The organism is Phytobacter sp., from assembly GCF_059074235.1.
In genome coordinates, this window is sequence record NZ_JCACPZ010000006.1 from 65,377 (window position 1) to 79,566 (window position 14,190).

General features: G+C 54.0%; 17 protein-coding genes. 4 read left to right on the forward strand and 13 right to left on the reverse strand.

Going from position 1 to position 14,190, the window contains the following annotated elements; translation table 11 throughout:
* The first annotated feature begins 193 nt into the window (after positions 1-193).
* The 4 genes from dacD (at position 194) to AC5JPW_RS14890 (ending at position 3,652) form a co-directional block, all read left to right on the forward strand.
* The gene (dacD, locus tag AC5JPW_RS14875) at positions 194-1,363 is read left to right on the forward strand and encodes a serine-type D-Ala-D-Ala carboxypeptidase DacD (RefSeq protein ID WP_494242356.1); all 1,170 of its coding nucleotides are present in this window, start codon (positions 194-196) and stop codon (positions 1,361-1,363) included.
* 120 nt (positions 1,364-1,483) lie between these two features.
* Positions 1,484-1,954, forward strand: coding sequence for a DNA gyrase inhibitor SbmC (gene sbmC, locus AC5JPW_RS14880; RefSeq protein WP_494241519.1), 471 nt, complete (start codon positions 1,484-1,486; stop codon positions 1,952-1,954).
* Between the two features lie 136 nt (positions 1,955-2,090).
* The gene (locus AC5JPW_RS14885; protein WP_494241520.1) at positions 2,091-3,149 is read left to right on the forward strand and encodes an FUSC family protein; all 1,059 of its coding nucleotides are present in this window, start codon (positions 2,091-2,093) and stop codon (positions 3,147-3,149) included.
* A gap of 167 nt (positions 3,150-3,316) precedes the next feature.
* Entirely contained in the window at positions 3,317-3,652 is a 336-nt protein-coding gene (locus AC5JPW_RS14890; protein WP_494241522.1) for a DUF496 family protein, read from the forward strand.
* Positions 3,653-3,690: 38 nt separating this feature from the next.
* On the opposite strand, the gene AC5JPW_RS14895 is transcribed toward AC5JPW_RS14890, so the two are convergent.
* From AC5JPW_RS14895 to AC5JPW_RS14955, 13 genes are read right to left on the reverse strand one after another with little or no spacing between them, the layout of a single operon-like run.
* Positions 3,691-4,557 (reverse strand): L-threonine kinase, encoded by an 867-nt coding sequence (locus AC5JPW_RS14895; RefSeq protein WP_494241524.1) that lies wholly within the window; start codon positions 4,555-4,557, stop codon positions 3,691-3,693.
* A 39-nt stretch (positions 4,558-4,596) separates the two neighbouring features.
* Positions 4,597-5,340, reverse strand: coding sequence for a uroporphyrinogen-III C-methyltransferase (gene cobA, locus AC5JPW_RS14900; RefSeq protein WP_494241525.1), 744 nt, complete (start codon positions 5,338-5,340; stop codon positions 4,597-4,599).
* Positions 5,337-6,545 carry an acetate/propionate family kinase gene (locus AC5JPW_RS14905; protein ID WP_494241527.1) on the reverse strand — a complete coding sequence of 403 codons (1,209 nt, stop codon included), beginning with the start codon at positions 6,543-6,545 and terminating at the stop codon, positions 5,337-5,339. The genes cobA and AC5JPW_RS14905 overlap by 4 nt, the downstream gene beginning before the upstream one ends.
* Positions 6,530-6,982, reverse strand: a complete 453-nt coding sequence (gene pduV / locus AC5JPW_RS14910; protein ID WP_494241529.1) for a propanediol utilization protein PduV — start codon at positions 6,980-6,982, stop codon at positions 6,530-6,532. The genes AC5JPW_RS14905 and pduV overlap by 16 nt, the downstream gene beginning before the upstream one ends.
* Positions 6,983-6,986: 4 nt before the next feature.
* Positions 6,987-7,337: a propanediol utilization microcompartment protein PduU gene (gene pduU / locus AC5JPW_RS14915; RefSeq protein WP_458046678.1), complete on the reverse strand. Its 351-nt coding sequence runs from the start codon at positions 7,335-7,337 to the stop codon at positions 6,987-6,989.
* Positions 7,337-7,891, reverse strand: a complete 555-nt coding sequence (gene pduT, locus AC5JPW_RS14920; RefSeq protein ID WP_494241531.1) for a propanediol utilization microcompartment protein PduT — start codon at positions 7,889-7,891, stop codon at positions 7,337-7,339. The genes pduU and pduT overlap by 1 nt, the downstream gene beginning before the upstream one ends.
* 2 nt (positions 7,892-7,893) lie before the next feature.
* A complete protein-coding gene (locus AC5JPW_RS14925; protein WP_494242358.1) occupies positions 7,894-9,249 on the reverse strand; it encodes a 4Fe-4S dicluster domain-containing protein in 1,356 nt (451 codons plus the stop codon).
* Positions 9,250-9,260: 11 nt separating this feature from the next.
* The gene (locus tag AC5JPW_RS14930; protein WP_494241533.1) at positions 9,261-10,373 is read right to left on the reverse strand and encodes a 1-propanol dehydrogenase PduQ; all 1,113 of its coding nucleotides are present in this window, start codon (positions 10,371-10,373) and stop codon (positions 9,261-9,263) included.
* Positions 10,374-10,384: 11 nt separating this feature from the next.
* Positions 10,385-11,776 carry a CoA-acylating propionaldehyde dehydrogenase PduP gene (pduP, locus tag AC5JPW_RS14935; RefSeq protein ID WP_494241535.1) on the reverse strand — a complete coding sequence of 464 codons (1,392 nt, stop codon included), beginning with the start codon at positions 11,774-11,776 and terminating at the stop codon, positions 10,385-10,387.
* The gene (gene pduO, locus AC5JPW_RS14940) at positions 11,773-12,780 is read right to left on the reverse strand and encodes a two-domain cob(I)yrinic acid a,c-diamide adenosyltransferase PduO (protein WP_494241536.1); all 1,008 of its coding nucleotides are present in this window, start codon (positions 12,778-12,780) and stop codon (positions 11,773-11,775) included. Before pduO ends, pduP begins: the two co-directional genes overlap by 4 nt.
* A 9-nt stretch (positions 12,781-12,789) precedes the next feature.
* Positions 12,790-13,065 (reverse strand): EutN/CcmL family microcompartment protein, encoded by a 276-nt coding sequence (locus tag AC5JPW_RS14945; RefSeq protein WP_494241538.1) that lies wholly within the window; start codon positions 13,063-13,065, stop codon positions 12,790-12,792.
* A 3-nt stretch (positions 13,066-13,068) separates the two neighbouring features.
* Positions 13,069-13,560, reverse strand: coding sequence for a PduM family microcompartment protein (gene pduM, locus AC5JPW_RS14950; protein WP_494241539.1), 492 nt, complete (start codon positions 13,558-13,560; stop codon positions 13,069-13,071).
* Positions 13,557-14,189 carry a phosphate propanoyltransferase gene (locus tag AC5JPW_RS14955; RefSeq protein WP_494241541.1) on the reverse strand — a complete coding sequence of 211 codons (633 nt, stop codon included), beginning with the start codon at positions 14,187-14,189 and terminating at the stop codon, positions 13,557-13,559. The genes pduM and AC5JPW_RS14955 overlap by 4 nt, the downstream gene beginning before the upstream one ends.
* Between the last annotated feature and the right edge of the window lies 1 nt (position 14,190).

A 14,190-nucleotide genomic window follows, 5' to 3' on the forward strand; every position in this document is an offset into this window, starting at 1 on the left:
TCCTGTTCATTAATAACATCAGCATGGTAAACCATCGGGCCATTTCTGCCGAAGAAAAACCCCGGCAGGAAGGGCTTTTTTCCGCCAATTGGAGGAGATAAATTCGATGTCGGTCACATTTTTTTTCAATTTGTCCGAGTATCGACACACTAAGTTGCGTAAAAAGAACGGCGAATTTGACGTAAACGAGGATATTCCATTGAAACGCCGTTTGTTTTTTGCCTTTTCACTTCTTTCAGCCACGATCCATTTTGCGCATGCCGAAGATATGCCGCTGGCACCACAGCCTCCAGCCATTCAGGCGGGTGCCTGGGTGTTGATGGATTTCACAACTGGACAGATCTTAACCGCGGGCAATGAACACCAGCAGCGTAACCCGGCAAGCCTCACCAAACTCATGACCGGCTATGTGGTCGACCGTGCCATTGATAGTCACCGCATTACTGCCGACGATGTGGTCACCGTTGGCAAAGATGCCTGGGCGAGAGGAAATCCTGTTTTTGATGGATCGTCACTGATGTTTATTAAGCCCGGCGATCGGGTGACCGTGCGAGACTTGAGCCGCGGGCTGATCGTCGATTCCGGGAACGATGCCTGCGTGGCACTGGCTGACTATGTTGCAGGCGGACAGCCGCAGTTTGTCGCGATGATGAATGACTACGTGAAAAAGCTCAATTTGCAGGATACACATTTTGAGACCGTACATGGCCTGGATGCTCCCGGTCAGCATAGTTCTGCCTACGATCTGGCGGTGCTTTCCCGCGCGATCATTCACGGAGAACCGGCGTTTTATCATATGTACAGCGAAAAAAGTCTTACGTGGAACGGAATAACGCAGCAGAATCGCAATGGCCTGCTCTGGGAGAAATCACTCAATGTTGACGGTCTCAAAACCGGGCATACTTCTGGCGCGGGGTTTAACCTCATCGCTTCAAGTGTGGACGGCCAACGTCGCCTGATTGCCGTGATCATGGGCGCAGACAGCCCGAAAGGGCGCGAAGATCAAGCCAGGAAATTATTGCACTGGGGTCAGGATAATTTCGATACCGTGCAGATCCTGCATAAAGGCAAAAAAGTGGGCAGTGAGCGGATCTGGTACGGCGATAAAGAGAAGATGGATGTCGGCACCGATGAGGATTTCTGGCTGACGCTGCCGAAAGCAGAGTTGCCAAACATCAAGGCGCGCTACGTGATGGATAACAAGAACCTGGAAGCACCTATGGCGGCACACCAGCGGGTAGGTGAGATCCAACTTTATGACCGTGACAAAGTCGTCGCACACTGGCCTCTGGTGACGCTGGACGATGTGGGCAAAGGTGGAATGTTTTCTCGCCTGAGCGACTATTTCCACCATAAAGCGTGATCGCCAGTGGGTTGGCTGGCAAGTGCGCGAGACTGCTCACATAATTGACCCTTATCGGATGCCTGATATCCACAATTTCACTATGCTGTATAAACAAACAGTGTTAATGAGGAGGGTCGCATGGAATACAACGTTAAGCAGGTTGATGAGCGCACTATCGCCGGGTTTCACCTGGTAGGTCCCTGGGATGTCACCGTTAAGCAGGGCTTCGAACAACTGAACATGTGGGTGAAGAACAAACAAATTCAACCTATTGACTGGATTTGTGCCTACTACGACAACCCTGATGAAGTTCCAGCAGAGAAATTACGCAGTGACGTGGTGGTTTCTGTGCCGAACGATTTTGTTATCCCCGAAAACAGCGAAGGGGTGATGAAAACGGAACTTCCCGGCGGACTATATGCGGTAGCGCGCGCTAAAGTGTACAACGAGGAGTTTAAAGAAGCCTGGGAGTCGTTTTTTGATGTGCTTATGGTAGATAAAAGCTATCAAATGGACATGCGTCCTTGCTTTGAGTTGTATCTCAATTGTGCGCAGGACGACGGCTACTGGGAAATTGACATGTACATCCCGGTACAGCCTGCCTCCTGATCGTCTCTACTATTATTGCAATCGTGGTAACGGATGAAAAACGTGTCATCCGTTACTTTTTTTGTCCTGAACAGTGATCTCTGTTATAGAAAAATCGCTACAATTGCGCCTTCGTTTTTTTGACTGGAGAGCGGGTGTGCGCCCCGACAAATCACTCAGTCCTTTTGAAATCCGGCTTTATCGTCACTACCGCGTGGTCCACGGGGTACGTATTGCGCTGGCCTTTGTCCTGACCTTTCTGCTGGTTCGTCTGCTCAACATCCCGGAAGGGACATGGCCTTTGATTACCCTGGTGGTGGTCATGGGGCCTATCTCTTTTTGGGGAAATGTCGTTCCTCGGGCCTTTGATCGTATTGGCGGTACTATCTGTGGCTCAGCCCTGGGTTTGGTTGCCCTGAAGCTTGAACTCATCTCTCTTCCAGTAATGCTGCTGTGGTGCGCAGGGGCGATGTTCCTTTGTGGCTGGCTGGCACTGGGGAAAAAGCCGTATCAGGCATTGCTGATTGGCATCACGCTTTCCGTGGTGGTCGGCGCGCCTGCGGGAGATATGGAAACCGCCCTATGGCGCAGCGGTGACGTGATCTTTGGCTCTTTGCTGGCAATGTTGTTTACCGGCATCTGGCCGCAGCGCGCATTTTTACACTGGCGTATTCAGATGGCTAACTATGTGACGGCGTTTAACCGGGTTTACCAGGCGGGTTTCTCAGTAAACCTGGTGGAGCGCCCGCGTCTGGAAAAACATCTGCAAAAAATCCTCAATGACGTCGTCAAAATGCGCGGGCTGATTACCCCCGCGAGCAAAGAGACCCATATCCAGAAAGCCATTTTTGAAGCGATTCAAACGGTGAGCCGTAATCTGGTGTGCATGCTGGAATTGCAAATCAATGCGCACTGGGCGTCGCGCTCCAGCCACTTTGTGATGCTCAATGCCCGCACACTGCGCGAAACTCAGCACATGACGCAGCAGACGTTGCTGACCATTGCGCATGCGCTGTATGAGGGAAACCCGCAGCCGATACTGGCCAACACCGAAAAACTCAACGAGATTGTGGCGGAACTGCGTGAGTTGCTTCGCGACCATCAGGGCGATGCGCTGGCGGAAAACTCCATTCATGGCTATGTGTGGTTAAGCATGGAACTGGCTCGCCAGCTTGAGTTAATGTCGCATCTGATTTGCCGGGCGTTGCGCAAATAAACTTCACCTAATCCTGAAAAGCGGGCTGCTTGTTTCGATTCAGCCCGTTTTGAGGTTATGATAGGTAAAAGGATAAAACCATTGTCATCAGCAACGGCTAAAAGTAAGGTCTACCCTACAGCGGTTGCTTTAACGAATCCGAATCTCACATTATCAGGGGTGTCAAAATGGAAACAACCAAGCCTTCATTCCAGGACGTTCTGGAGTTTGTTCGTCTTTTCCGTCGTAAGAATAAACTGCAGCGCGAAATCCAGGACGTTGAGAAAAAGATCCGTGATAACCAGAAGCGTGTTCTGCTGCTGGATAACCTGAGCGACTACATCAAACCAGGTATGAGCGTTGACGCTATTCAGGGCATCATCGCCAGCATGAAAAGCGATTACGAAGACCGCGTGGACGACTACATCATCAAAAATGCTGAAATCTCCAAAGAGCGTCGCGAGATCTCCAAGAAACTGAAATCAATGGGTGAGCAAAAACCTGTTGAAGTGAAAGCCGAATAAGGTTTTCCACGGTGAGAGAGCTCCTCTCACCGTTCCTTTTACTTCTCCTTGACGCCACCCTCGACCATTCGTAACAGATGCCGTTTCGGCCAGTGAGCGCGCAACGCGGGTCTGTCCAGATACCAGCACACTTCCTCAATATCATGTTTTTTTCGGTCAAGAAACAACCCAATCACACTGCCACTATGGGCTACGTTTAACCCATAGAGATTACACATTTCCACCAGCGACAATAATTCTCGAAATGCGGGTTTGGGTAACAGCGACTGACTTGCTATCGCGCTTCGGGTCGCCGCCTCGGCAAGCAGGGCGGGGGAGTCGAGTTCGCAGGCCTGCTGTAACTGCTGCCATGCAATGTCCAGTGCCACAGCGTTGGTTTTGAGCATCGGTTCACGCGGCAGACGATGGTAATCTTCCGTGCGTAGGGTTAACGGGCTTTCCAGCAGCAGAATGTCCACTGTGGGAAGACCACTACAGGCAATATGTGTATTGGCGGTGTTGTGATCAAATAAGGTCAGATGGCGAAAAACCGTGCTGTCGGTGGGCTCCAGTGTGACGCACAACCGTGCGAGCGCAGTTTCATCAAGGGTGAAACCAAAGTGACGGGATGTCGCGACGGCGGTGGCAGCAATATCTGCGGTGCTGCTCGCCATCCCCTTTGCGACGGGGATGGTCGAACGGCACTCAATACGAATCTCCTGGCTAAGATGAGCGGGAAGGTGCCAGTATTTCAATACCCGATTTATCATGGCCCGAACTAACGGGCGCTCATCCGGTAATGGCGAACCGGTAGTAATTTCCACTTCGCTGTACCAGTCGACCGGGCAGGAAACCAGCTTCTCACTGCCCTGGATCCACCCCTGAATGATTTCACCGCAGGATGCGGGACACACTGCCAGCGCCACGCTCAACCTCTCATCAAAAAGAATATCGGCCGGATAGTGTCACGCGGATCCGCTAAAGGCCAGAATTTCTCGTAACGACACCACTTCCCCAATGACAATCAGTGCCGGTGCGTGAAACCCTGCCGCTTCACTGTGGGCGGCGAGCTGCGACAAAGGGGCGGTCAGAACTTGCTGCTCAGGCGTACTGGCGCGCATCACTACCGCGGAAGGCGTATCGGGGGATTTACCCGCTTTCACCAGTGCCGAGCAAATGGCGTGAATTTGCGCCATGCCCATCAGGATGACCAGCGTGCCGGATAAGCGCGCCAGCGCGTCCCAGTCCTGAGGTGCCTTGCCATCCTGCAGGTGACCAGTAACCACATGAAAACTGGACGCGCAGTGGCGATGGGTGACAGGAATTCCGGCGGCGGCAAGACCACCAATCGCCGATGTGATGCCAGGGATCACTTCTACCGCCAGTCCTTGCTCGCGCAATGCCTGAGCCTCTTCGCTACCGCGACCGAAAACAAAAGGATCTCCCCCTTTCAACCGCACCACTCTGAGCCCGCGACGGGCGCAATCAATCAGGATTTGGTTGATTTGCGGCTGCGGAATAGGGTGGCAGTTGGCTTCTTTGCCGACATCGTGAAATTCACATCCCGCAGGGGCTTCTTTCAGCAGCAGTGGGTTGACCAGCCTGTCAAACACCACTGCCTGCGCATCGCGCAAGCAGTTTAATCCTTTTACCGTCATCAACCCCGGGTCACCAGGACCGGCACCAACCAGCCAGACTTTTCCGGTCATACCTGCACCTCAGCATGTTCAGGCAGGGCTATACGCATCACATCACGCGCTATCATCAGCTCTTCATTGGTGTTGATCACTGCTACTTTCACCACTGAATGATCCGTCTGTATAAAGGTCGCGTTACGGCTGTTTTTCTCCGTGTCGATATCCAGACCCAGGAAGTGAAGGTCGCGGCAAATCGCTTCTCGCGCACGTGCAGAATTCTCGCCAATTCCGCCGGTGAACAGGAGCACATCCAGCCCCCCCAACTGCATAATGTAGCTACCAATAGTCGCACGAATGCGTTCAGCGAAAAGCGTCAATGCCAGCGCTGCACGTTCGTTTCCATCATTGGTGGCTTTTTCGACATCACGGAAATCATTAGAGATACCGGAAACGCCCAGCAAACCAGACTCATTGTTCAGCAGCGTATTCAACTGCTGCGGTGTCTTGCCTTCACGTTGGGCGACCCACGGCAAAATAGAGGGATCAATGTCTCCGCTGCGTGTCCCCATCATGACACCCGATTGCGGCGTGAAGCCCATGGAGGTGTTAACAGAACGTCCACCTTTGATGGCGCACAGACTGCTGCCATTGCCCAGATGGCAAGTGACAACGCGCAGGGCGCTTAACGGTACACCCAGTTTCTCCGCCATAAGCTGGCTGACGTATTTGTGGCTGGTGCCATGAAATCCGTAGCGGCGAATACCCAGCTCTGCGTAATAACGCCACGGCAACGGGTAGATAAAGGCGCTTTGGTCCAGCGTCTGGTGGAAAGAGGTATCGAAAACGGCCACGGCCGGGGCATGGGGCAGCGCCTGTTTAAAGATGCGGATCCCGGTGGCATTGACCGGATTGTGCAGCGGTGCCAGTTCCGCCAGACGCTCAATTTCGATCAGCGCCTCATCGGTAATCAGCGCCGAATCTTTGAAGGTTTCCCCGCCGTGCGCGACGCGGTGGCCCACACCGTCAATCGCCGTCAGTGACGGAATGATGTGATGAGAAAGCAACTTTTCTAACAGAAGCGTAGCGGCCTCTTTATGATCAAGAATAGCGCGCGTCTCCTGCCATTTTTGTTCGCCCTGTTTAAGGGTGAAAATGGCATCAGACAGGCCAATACGCTCGATCAATCCCTGACACAATAACGTTCCAGCGGGCATAGTGAGCAACTGGAATTTCAGGGAAGAACTACCGGCGTTAACCGCCATTATGGTGCGGGACATGAAGACTCCTGGTGTTGAAGATAGCCAATCACCGCCGCAATGCCCTGGCCGGTATGTGCGCTGGTGATGAAAAGTTTCTGAGCGCCAGATTGCGTCAGCCATTGACCTGTTTTTAAAATTTGCTCGTCCGTCACCAGATCTGCTTTGGTCACAATCCCGATGGTCGGGCGATTCATAGGTAAGGTGAAACCGGGTGAAAAGGGACACCACTGCGCATCGGCATTGAGCACCAGTGCAATGACATCAGCCTCGCAGGCGCTGGTCAGCAGTGCGCTGTACAGGCAGCGGTTCTCCAGGTACTCCCCGGGTGTATCAATCGTTTCCGGAGACCAGACAATGGCCTGGGTTTTCTGATAGCGAACGGCTTCTCCACGCAGACGTTGCGTGAGTGAGGTTTTTCCACACTGGCTTGGGCCAATTAACATCATTCGTTTCATGGCATCAGGTCCGGGTTACCTGGCAGGTGGTGAAATGCAGCATTTCACCCAGCGATCGCGTGACCTGGCGCAGGGCATATTCCACCGAGGAGACATCGCCGGTGAGCACCACGGCACCGGTAAAGCGGTCAATAAAGCCAATCTCGACAGCACCTGATTTGGTCGCAATGTCGCAGGCAATAATCGATGCCTCGCTGGGGGTAATAGTCAAAATCCCGATCGCTGAAGCGGTCTCGCTCAACCCCAGTTTCTTGTAGAGTTCTTTACCTGGGTTAGCGATCAGGTGCGCCAGGGTCACCTGTTTACCTGGCACGTACTCCTGAATCATGCGTTCCGTTGTGTGTTGTGTTTCCATTAGCCCTCCACGATCTGTCGCCACATGTCTTCATGCGGGCGAGGGATAACGGAGCGATAGACTAAAAGCCCTTTCTCACCCGCACTTTCGCTGGCGACAGTGACGGCATTTTCAACGTCAGAAATGTCACCTGCGACCACCATGTAGCATTTACCGCCGATGCCGAACGCCATATGTACACGTACCAGGGTTACGTTTGCGGCTTTCACCGCCCGGTCAGCCGCACTGATGCAGGCTGCAACGCTCCAGGTTTCCACCACACCCACGGCCTGACGGTTTTCAACGGCATTCAGTCCGCTGATGGCGGGTAAGACGGCTGCGTGAATATTGGGAAGCACGATGCTGTCGACCAGCATTTCACCTGCTTTGCTATCGCCTGCGGCAATGGCTTGCTGCACGGCGCCCACGTCCCCGCCAATCATCAGCAGGAATTTGCCGGGGCACAGGGTTTTACTGACCAGCAGCGTGACGTTGGCACTTTTCAGCATGACATCGCCAAGCTCCATGCCCTTCGCAATGCTGGTAAGTTCAAGTATTCCAATAGCTTGTGACATGGTTATCCTCGTACAACGCTAATAGCCTGATCTGTCACCGACGAAATCACGCCGTCGATGCTGGCATGCAGCGGCACACCGAGTGCGCCTTGCGGGACATCGGCAATACACTGACCCCGGATGACACGATCGCCTTGTTTCACTAAGGGCACGGAGGGAGTCCCAATATGCTGACGCAGAGGGAGCACCACCTGAAACGGCTCGACATCAAGTGCTTTCATTGGGGCGTCCTGATACCAGTCGTTTAATCCGAGTTTGGTTATCAGCCGTTTCACCGGAATCAAGCGGTAGCGGGCCATTTCATCCGCCTCGCGCAGGGGGCCTTCGTAGCGTGCACCGCTGGCGCGTAGCTCGGCTTTGAGCAGGCGGTTAACACGCATGGGGGATATGCCCACCGGACAGGCGACGCTTTCGCAGACGTTGCATTCAGAGCAGGTCAGTGCGCTAAGTAACGTCGATGGCGTTGAGACATTCTGATAGTTAACTGCCCGCACCAGCAGATGAGGAGAGAGTTCATGACCAATAATGTGGCGTGGGCAGAGGTCGGTACACAAACGACAGTGTTCGCACACCGTGCGGGCGATTGTCAGTACCGTTTTGTCATCCTGCATACGGCGGGCGATCAACGTATGTGACTTAGGCAGGACCAGCAATCCGCCGGTGGTTTTGGTCACTGGCGAATCCAGCGAGGTGATAAGCCCTCCCATCATCGGGCCGCCATTGATAAAGCCCGGGTCATCAACCGTTGCCCCGCCAGCTAGTGCCAGTACTTCCCGCAGTGACATGCCTAACGGCACGGTGACCGTCAGAGGGTGGCGGACAGCTCCGTTAATCGTCAGCGTACGGCGCGTCACGGGGTAGTTTTGTTCCACGGCGCGCGCGATATTGAGCACCGTCTGAACGTTGTTCACTACCACACCTACGCTGGTGGGCAGCGCTGCTGGTGGCACTCTCCGGCCCGTTGCCAGCCAGATGGTGATCACTTCATCACCTGCTGGGTAGACATCCGGCAAAATATGCAGGCGGATTTGCGGCGGCAATATCGGTGTAAGCGCGTCGATAGCGGCGTGATATTTCTCTTTCAGCGCAATAATGCCCTGAGTAGCACCGGTTGCACGCATGCCATAAAGCACACCGCGCACCATGCGTTCTGCCTGTTGAGGCATCAACTGTTGATCGACCTTCAGCATCGGTTCGCATTCGGCCGCATTGATGAGAAAAATCTCCACCTGAGCCTGGAGTTTGACGTGCGTCGGGAACCCCGCGCCGCCAGCACCCACCACGCCTGCAGTACGGACCCGCTCGCGAATTTCCTCCGCAGAAGCGGAGCTGGCATCACCCCATGCGGGTGAAAGAATAGCGGCTTCACTCACAGTAATTCCTCCAGCAGATGGCGAATGGCGCTGGCATCAGCAGGGCGCGGCGTGGTCTTGATCGTGGCGTCCGCCAGCGCAGCTTCTGCCATGACCGGAATGCGTTCACGAAAACTTTGCGCTGTCGTTTTGAGCGCATTCGAGAACGAAGGAATGTTGCACTGCTTTTTCAGTTGCTCTACCTGGCGCACAAGGGCATTGACTGCCACTTGTTCATTAGCCGTCGACGGGCAAAAGTGACAGGCTTTGGCCAGACGCGCATAGCGGCGCGCTGCACGTTTGTCTTTGGCATTAAAGTGAATGACAGCTGTCAACAGCAGCGCATTGGCCAGACCGTGTGGCAAGTGAAACTGCCCACCAAGCTGGTGGGCAATGGCATGGTTAATCCCCAGACCGGACTGGCTAAATGCCATTCCTGCAAGGGTGGCGGCATTGTGCATCTTGCCGCGCGTCGCCAGACACTCGCCGTTGCTGACTGCTACTGGCAAATACTGAAACACCAGTTGAGCCGCTTTTTCTGCCAGCGCATCGGTAAAATCACTGGCTTTGGGCGACACATATGCTTCAAGTGCATGGGTCAGCACATCAAGCCCGGTGTTTGCCGTAATAGCGGGTGGCACACTGACTACCAGTTCCGGGTCGAGTATGGCGATATCCGGGTACAGCGCGTTATCAAAAAGGGGATATTTAATCCCTTTTTGCGGGTCGCTTATCACACAGGCGCTGGTGACTTCAGACCCGGTTCCACTGGTGGTGGGGATTGCCACACAGGTCTCGATATCAAGACCCAGTTGTTTGCTGAACCAGACAATCGCTTTTGCCGCATCCAGGGCTGAGCCACCACCAAAGCCGATAACGACATTCGGCTTAAGCGTCTGCATTTGCGCTATACCTTCGACAACCGTGGCTATCGTAGGGTCTGGCGTGATATCGCTAAAGATGCTGATGCGGTTATCAGCCGGAATCGCCTGCTTTAACATTTCGATCAACGGCGAATGAGCAAGAAAACCATCGCAAATGACCCAAATGTGCTTATCGCGAAAGCGCTTCAAAGCACTGAGGCTTCCCACTCCGCTGTAGAGCCGCGTTTGTAGCGAGAATCTGTTCATGACAACTCCGTTTAGCGAATCGAAAAGCCGTTTGTCAGGACACAGCGACGTGAACGGGCAAATGTTTTAGCCGATGTGGTACCTTCGCCCGTTGGCGTCGCAATGGTGAAGGTGGTAAAGCCTTCACCACCGACGCCGATACCTGCGTAAGACGGACCGTTTTTCACGAAAATAGAGGTTTGCAGGCTGCGGGCGGTCAGATTCAGGCGCGAGACATTCTGTGAGTGCATGACTGCCGTGTGATGCAGGCCTTCTTCCACAACCAATGCCAGCGCCAGGGCTGCTTCGAAGTCATTCACTCGCACCACGGGAAGGACTGGCATCAGCTGTTCAGCGGTCACCAGCGGATCATCTCCCGCCACTTCAGCGATAAGCAGACGCGGTGCTTTCGGTGGAACGCTCAGTCCGGCTGCTTGCAGGATTGTCGATGGACTTTTCCCAACCAGTTTTTTGTTCGCCACGCCGTCAATAATGCAGGCGGCGCGCAGTTTATCGATGTCGCTACCGGTGACGCGCAGCGCGCCAAAGGCTTGCATTTGCTGCATCAGGCGATCTGCTACGCAATCCACAACAATCAGACTTTTTTCTGCAATACAGGGCAGGTTGTAATCGAAAGAGGCACCGTTAATGATGTCTTCGGCGGCTTTCACCAGATCGGCAGTCTCATCGACGATACACGGAGGGTTTCCAGCCCCTGCACCGACCACTTTTTTACCGCTTTTCAGCCCCATCAAGACAATGCCCGGCCCACCGGTGATCGCCAGCAGGGCAATTTTGGCGTGCGCCATCATCTGTTGTGTTGCTTCAAACGTCGGCTCAGCTACCGTGACCACCAGGTTACGGATCCCCGTATTACGAAACGCGATATCCTCAATCATGCGGATCAGCTTGAGTGATACTTTTTTGGCCCCCGGGTGTGGGCTGAAATAAATCGTATTGCCCGCCGCGAGCATGCTGATGCTGTTATTAATGATGGTTTCAGTCGGATTGGTGCTCGGGGCAACGGAGCCAATCACACCAAAGGGAGAATATTCAAACAGCACCATGCCGCCGTCGCCGGTTAAAGCGGTGGTGGTGAGATCCTCAATGCCCGGGGTGTTTTCCAGCGCCGCTTTATTCTTAAGGAATTTGTCTTCTTTATTGCCCATACCGGTTTCAACAGCGCTCTCTTCAGCAAGCGAGGCCAGATGTGATGCCAGTTCCTCACGTATGCCGCTAATAATGGCGCTGCGGGTTTTTAACGGGCACTGCTGGTAACGTAAAAAGGCCTGGTGCGCGGCATCAATCGCTTGTGCAGGTGTGGCGAATACGCCGTGGGCAGTATTCTCTTTTTTCTCTTCAACCGGTGCGAGTTGTTCGCTCAGAATGGTGCGAATGAGGGTTTCCAGATCTGACGAATTCATTGTTTTTTTCCCATGTCTATCGCCGCAATTGCGGTCTGAGCAATATCCATGTCCTGTTCAACGGAGCCTCCGCTGATACCAAGACCACCAATAATGTTGCCGTCGCGCCAGAGAGGGAACCCGCCTCCAAAGGTGACGACTTTGCCTTCCATGTGAGCTTCTAATCCATACAGTGCACATCCGGGTTGCACTGCGTCTGAGAGTTCGTGTGTCGCTGACTTCATGGCGACGGCCGTCCAGGCTTTTTTTGGCGCCAGATCGCTGCTCACCAGTAGGGCATCCGGCATACGCCAGGTGAGTAGGGCGATGCCGTGAGCGTCAACGACGCTCACGACCACCGGGACACCGATTTCACTGGCACGCGTCAGGGCGGTTTTTGCCAGTTGATGCAATTCATGAAATGACAGAGGCATGGATGCATCCGGAGTCTGATGGGCTTGGGTGGCAGCACGGTATCGGGCCGCCACTTCATGGATGACGTTTTCCTGATGGGCGAGATGATCTTCCAGGCGCGCCAGAGCAAACAGACAATCGGAAAGGCGGTTGATGAAGCGCATCAATACCTGGCGGACGTTAATCTGTTCGTTTAATTCGACCAGCCGCCTTTCCGCTCGCCGGGCGAGAGTTCGAGCGAAGTGCAACCTGGCTGCTGATTCGCATCGTCCGGGAAGAATGAAGCTGTGGACGCTATCCACGGTGGACATGGCCTTGTCGATTGCCAGTTCCAGCGCGTCAATTTCTTCTGTGCTGATGTAGCGCTGCTTTGGCGAGGGAGTCTCGCTTTCGTTGGCAAGCTCAGCGCTGAACCAGAAAATTTGCAGCTCAATCGCTTCCAGCAGCGTGCGGCTCTCTGAAGAGCGGACGGCACAGGCACACAGGCTTAAGGCTGAATTCAGTTCGTCCAGCGTGCCATAGGTCTCGACGCGCGGATGGGTTTTGCTCACGCGTTGACCGCTAAAAAGGGCCGTGGTACCGGCATCGCCTGTACGGGTGTAGATAGCCATCGTTTCTCCTTAACGTGACAGGGTGTCAACAATGCCCACGATGGCCAAATCGATGGCTTCATTGGGGCCAGAAAACACATGTCTCGCACTGGAACCGCTGCTTAAAAGCACCAGTTCGCCAATCCCGGCGCCTACTGAGTCGACGGCTACCTCATCACCTTGTGCAGGATTGAGTGGTAGTTCGCCATCGGCGGTAACCCGGCGCACCAGCAGCAGTTTTTTCCCCACCAGTGACGCTGATTTTTGCGTCGAAACAATGGACCCCGTTACCTTTGCGAGATGCATGATTTACTCCTGCTTCACGAGCCGAATATGCTGTGCTGCCAGCGCTTCGCGTGCCAGTACAGTGATAATGGTTTTGCGTGACGTCACCAGCCATCCGCCTTTCAGTCCCACAATATCCCGGTAGCTGAGTACCTTTTTTTTACAGTGGGTAATGCAATTTCCGTGTTCATCACGCAGTGCCAGCGGCAGCTTCGCGAGATCGTTAAGGGGAAGACAAGGCAATAATCTGCTGTTTATGCTGACGGTCACCTGCATCCCCAGCGCCAGTGCTTCGAACAAATGAGCGACGGCGGTGTTGTCCTGGCCTCCCTCTGCCAGCTGACGTAAAAAACAGATGTCTGTTTGCTGCACATGCAATGTGTCATGAGTAAGAAAATGTGCTATCGCTGAGGCGTGGCGCAGTTCTTCCTGACTTAGGGTCAAGGCATTGTTGTTGCGAGCAAGCAGACGCGCAGCGATGAGTTCGACGATGTGCTGCATCTGTTCGTTATTCATGCGCGAGTCACCAGACGGGCGAAAGCTCCAGGCTCATCGGCACCGGATGCATTGCCTTCATCGGTATCAATGTGCATTTCAAGCAAGAGCCCCGGCGAAACGCGGATAGCGACATCGTCAAAGATGACTCTGCGCCCGGTTCCTTCAATGGCAACACGCACGTTGTCACCGTGAGATACGCGTAAGACCAACGCATCCAGGGGCGACATGTGGATGTGTCGTTGCGCCACAATCACTCCGCTCGGGAGTTCAATTTCGGCATAAGGACTGACCACTTTGATGCCCGGCGTGCCCGTCAGGTTTCCGGACATGCGCAGCAGCGCCGCCATGCCAAGAGCGCGCGCGTCGGTCCGTGAAATTTCAACCTGGCTGGCTCCACGCAGGGGGCCCAGCAGGCGTACATTTTTCAACTGACCTTTCGGACCCACTAACGTCACTGTTTGTTCTGCGGCGAAATAGCCCGGTTGTAACAGCGCTTTTTTTATCGTGACGGATTGACCCGGAAATAAGCGGTCAAAATCTTGTTGTGACAAATGGATATGTCGATTCGATATACCCAGAGGGATGGGGCGTGCCCGCATCTCATCCAGTATCTGGGTGACAACATTTTCAACGACCTGCTTATCCATA

Coding starts and splice junctions, on each gene's coding strand:
- sbmC (WP_494241519.1), top strand. CDS start 1,484: ATGGAATACAACGTTAAGCAGGTTGATGAGCGCACTATCGCCGGGTTT.
- AC5JPW_RS14890 (WP_494241522.1), top strand. CDS start 3,317: ATGGAAACAACCAAGCCTTCATTCCAGGACGTTCTGGAGTTTGTTCGT.
- cobA (WP_494241525.1), bottom strand. CDS start 5,340: ATGACCGGAAAAGTCTGGCTGGTTGGTGCCGGTCCTGGTGACCCGGGG.
- AC5JPW_RS14905 (WP_494241527.1), bottom strand. CDS start 6,545: ATGTCCCGCACCATAATGGCGGTTAACGCCGGTAGTTCTTCCCTGAAA.
- pduV (WP_494241529.1), bottom strand. CDS start 6,982: ATGAAACGAATGATGTTAATTGGCCCAAGCCAGTGTGGAAAAACCTCA.
- pduU (WP_458046678.1), bottom strand. CDS start 7,337: ATGGAAACACAACACACAACGGAACGCATGATTCAGGAGTACGTGCCA.
- pduT (WP_494241531.1), bottom strand. CDS start 7,891: ATGTCACAAGCTATTGGAATACTTGAACTTACCAGCATTGCGAAGGGC.
- AC5JPW_RS14930 (WP_494241533.1), bottom strand. CDS start 10,373: ATGAACAGATTCTCGCTACAAACGCGGCTCTACAGCGGAGTGGGAAGC.
- pduP (WP_494241535.1), bottom strand. CDS start 11,776: ATGAATTCGTCAGATCTGGAAACCCTCATTCGCACCATTCTGAGCGAA.
- pduO (WP_494241536.1), bottom strand. CDS start 12,780: ATGGCTATCTACACCCGTACAGGCGATGCCGGTACCACGGCCCTTTTT.
- AC5JPW_RS14945 (WP_494241538.1), bottom strand. CDS start 13,065: ATGCATCTCGCAAAGGTAACGGGGTCCATTGTTTCGACGCAAAAATCA.
- pduM (WP_494241539.1), bottom strand. CDS start 13,560: ATGAATAACGAACAGATGCAGCACATCGTCGAACTCATCGCTGCGCGT.
- AC5JPW_RS14955 (WP_494241541.1), bottom strand. CDS start 14,189: ATGGATAAGCAGGTCGTTGAAAATGTTGTCACCCAGATACTGGATGAG.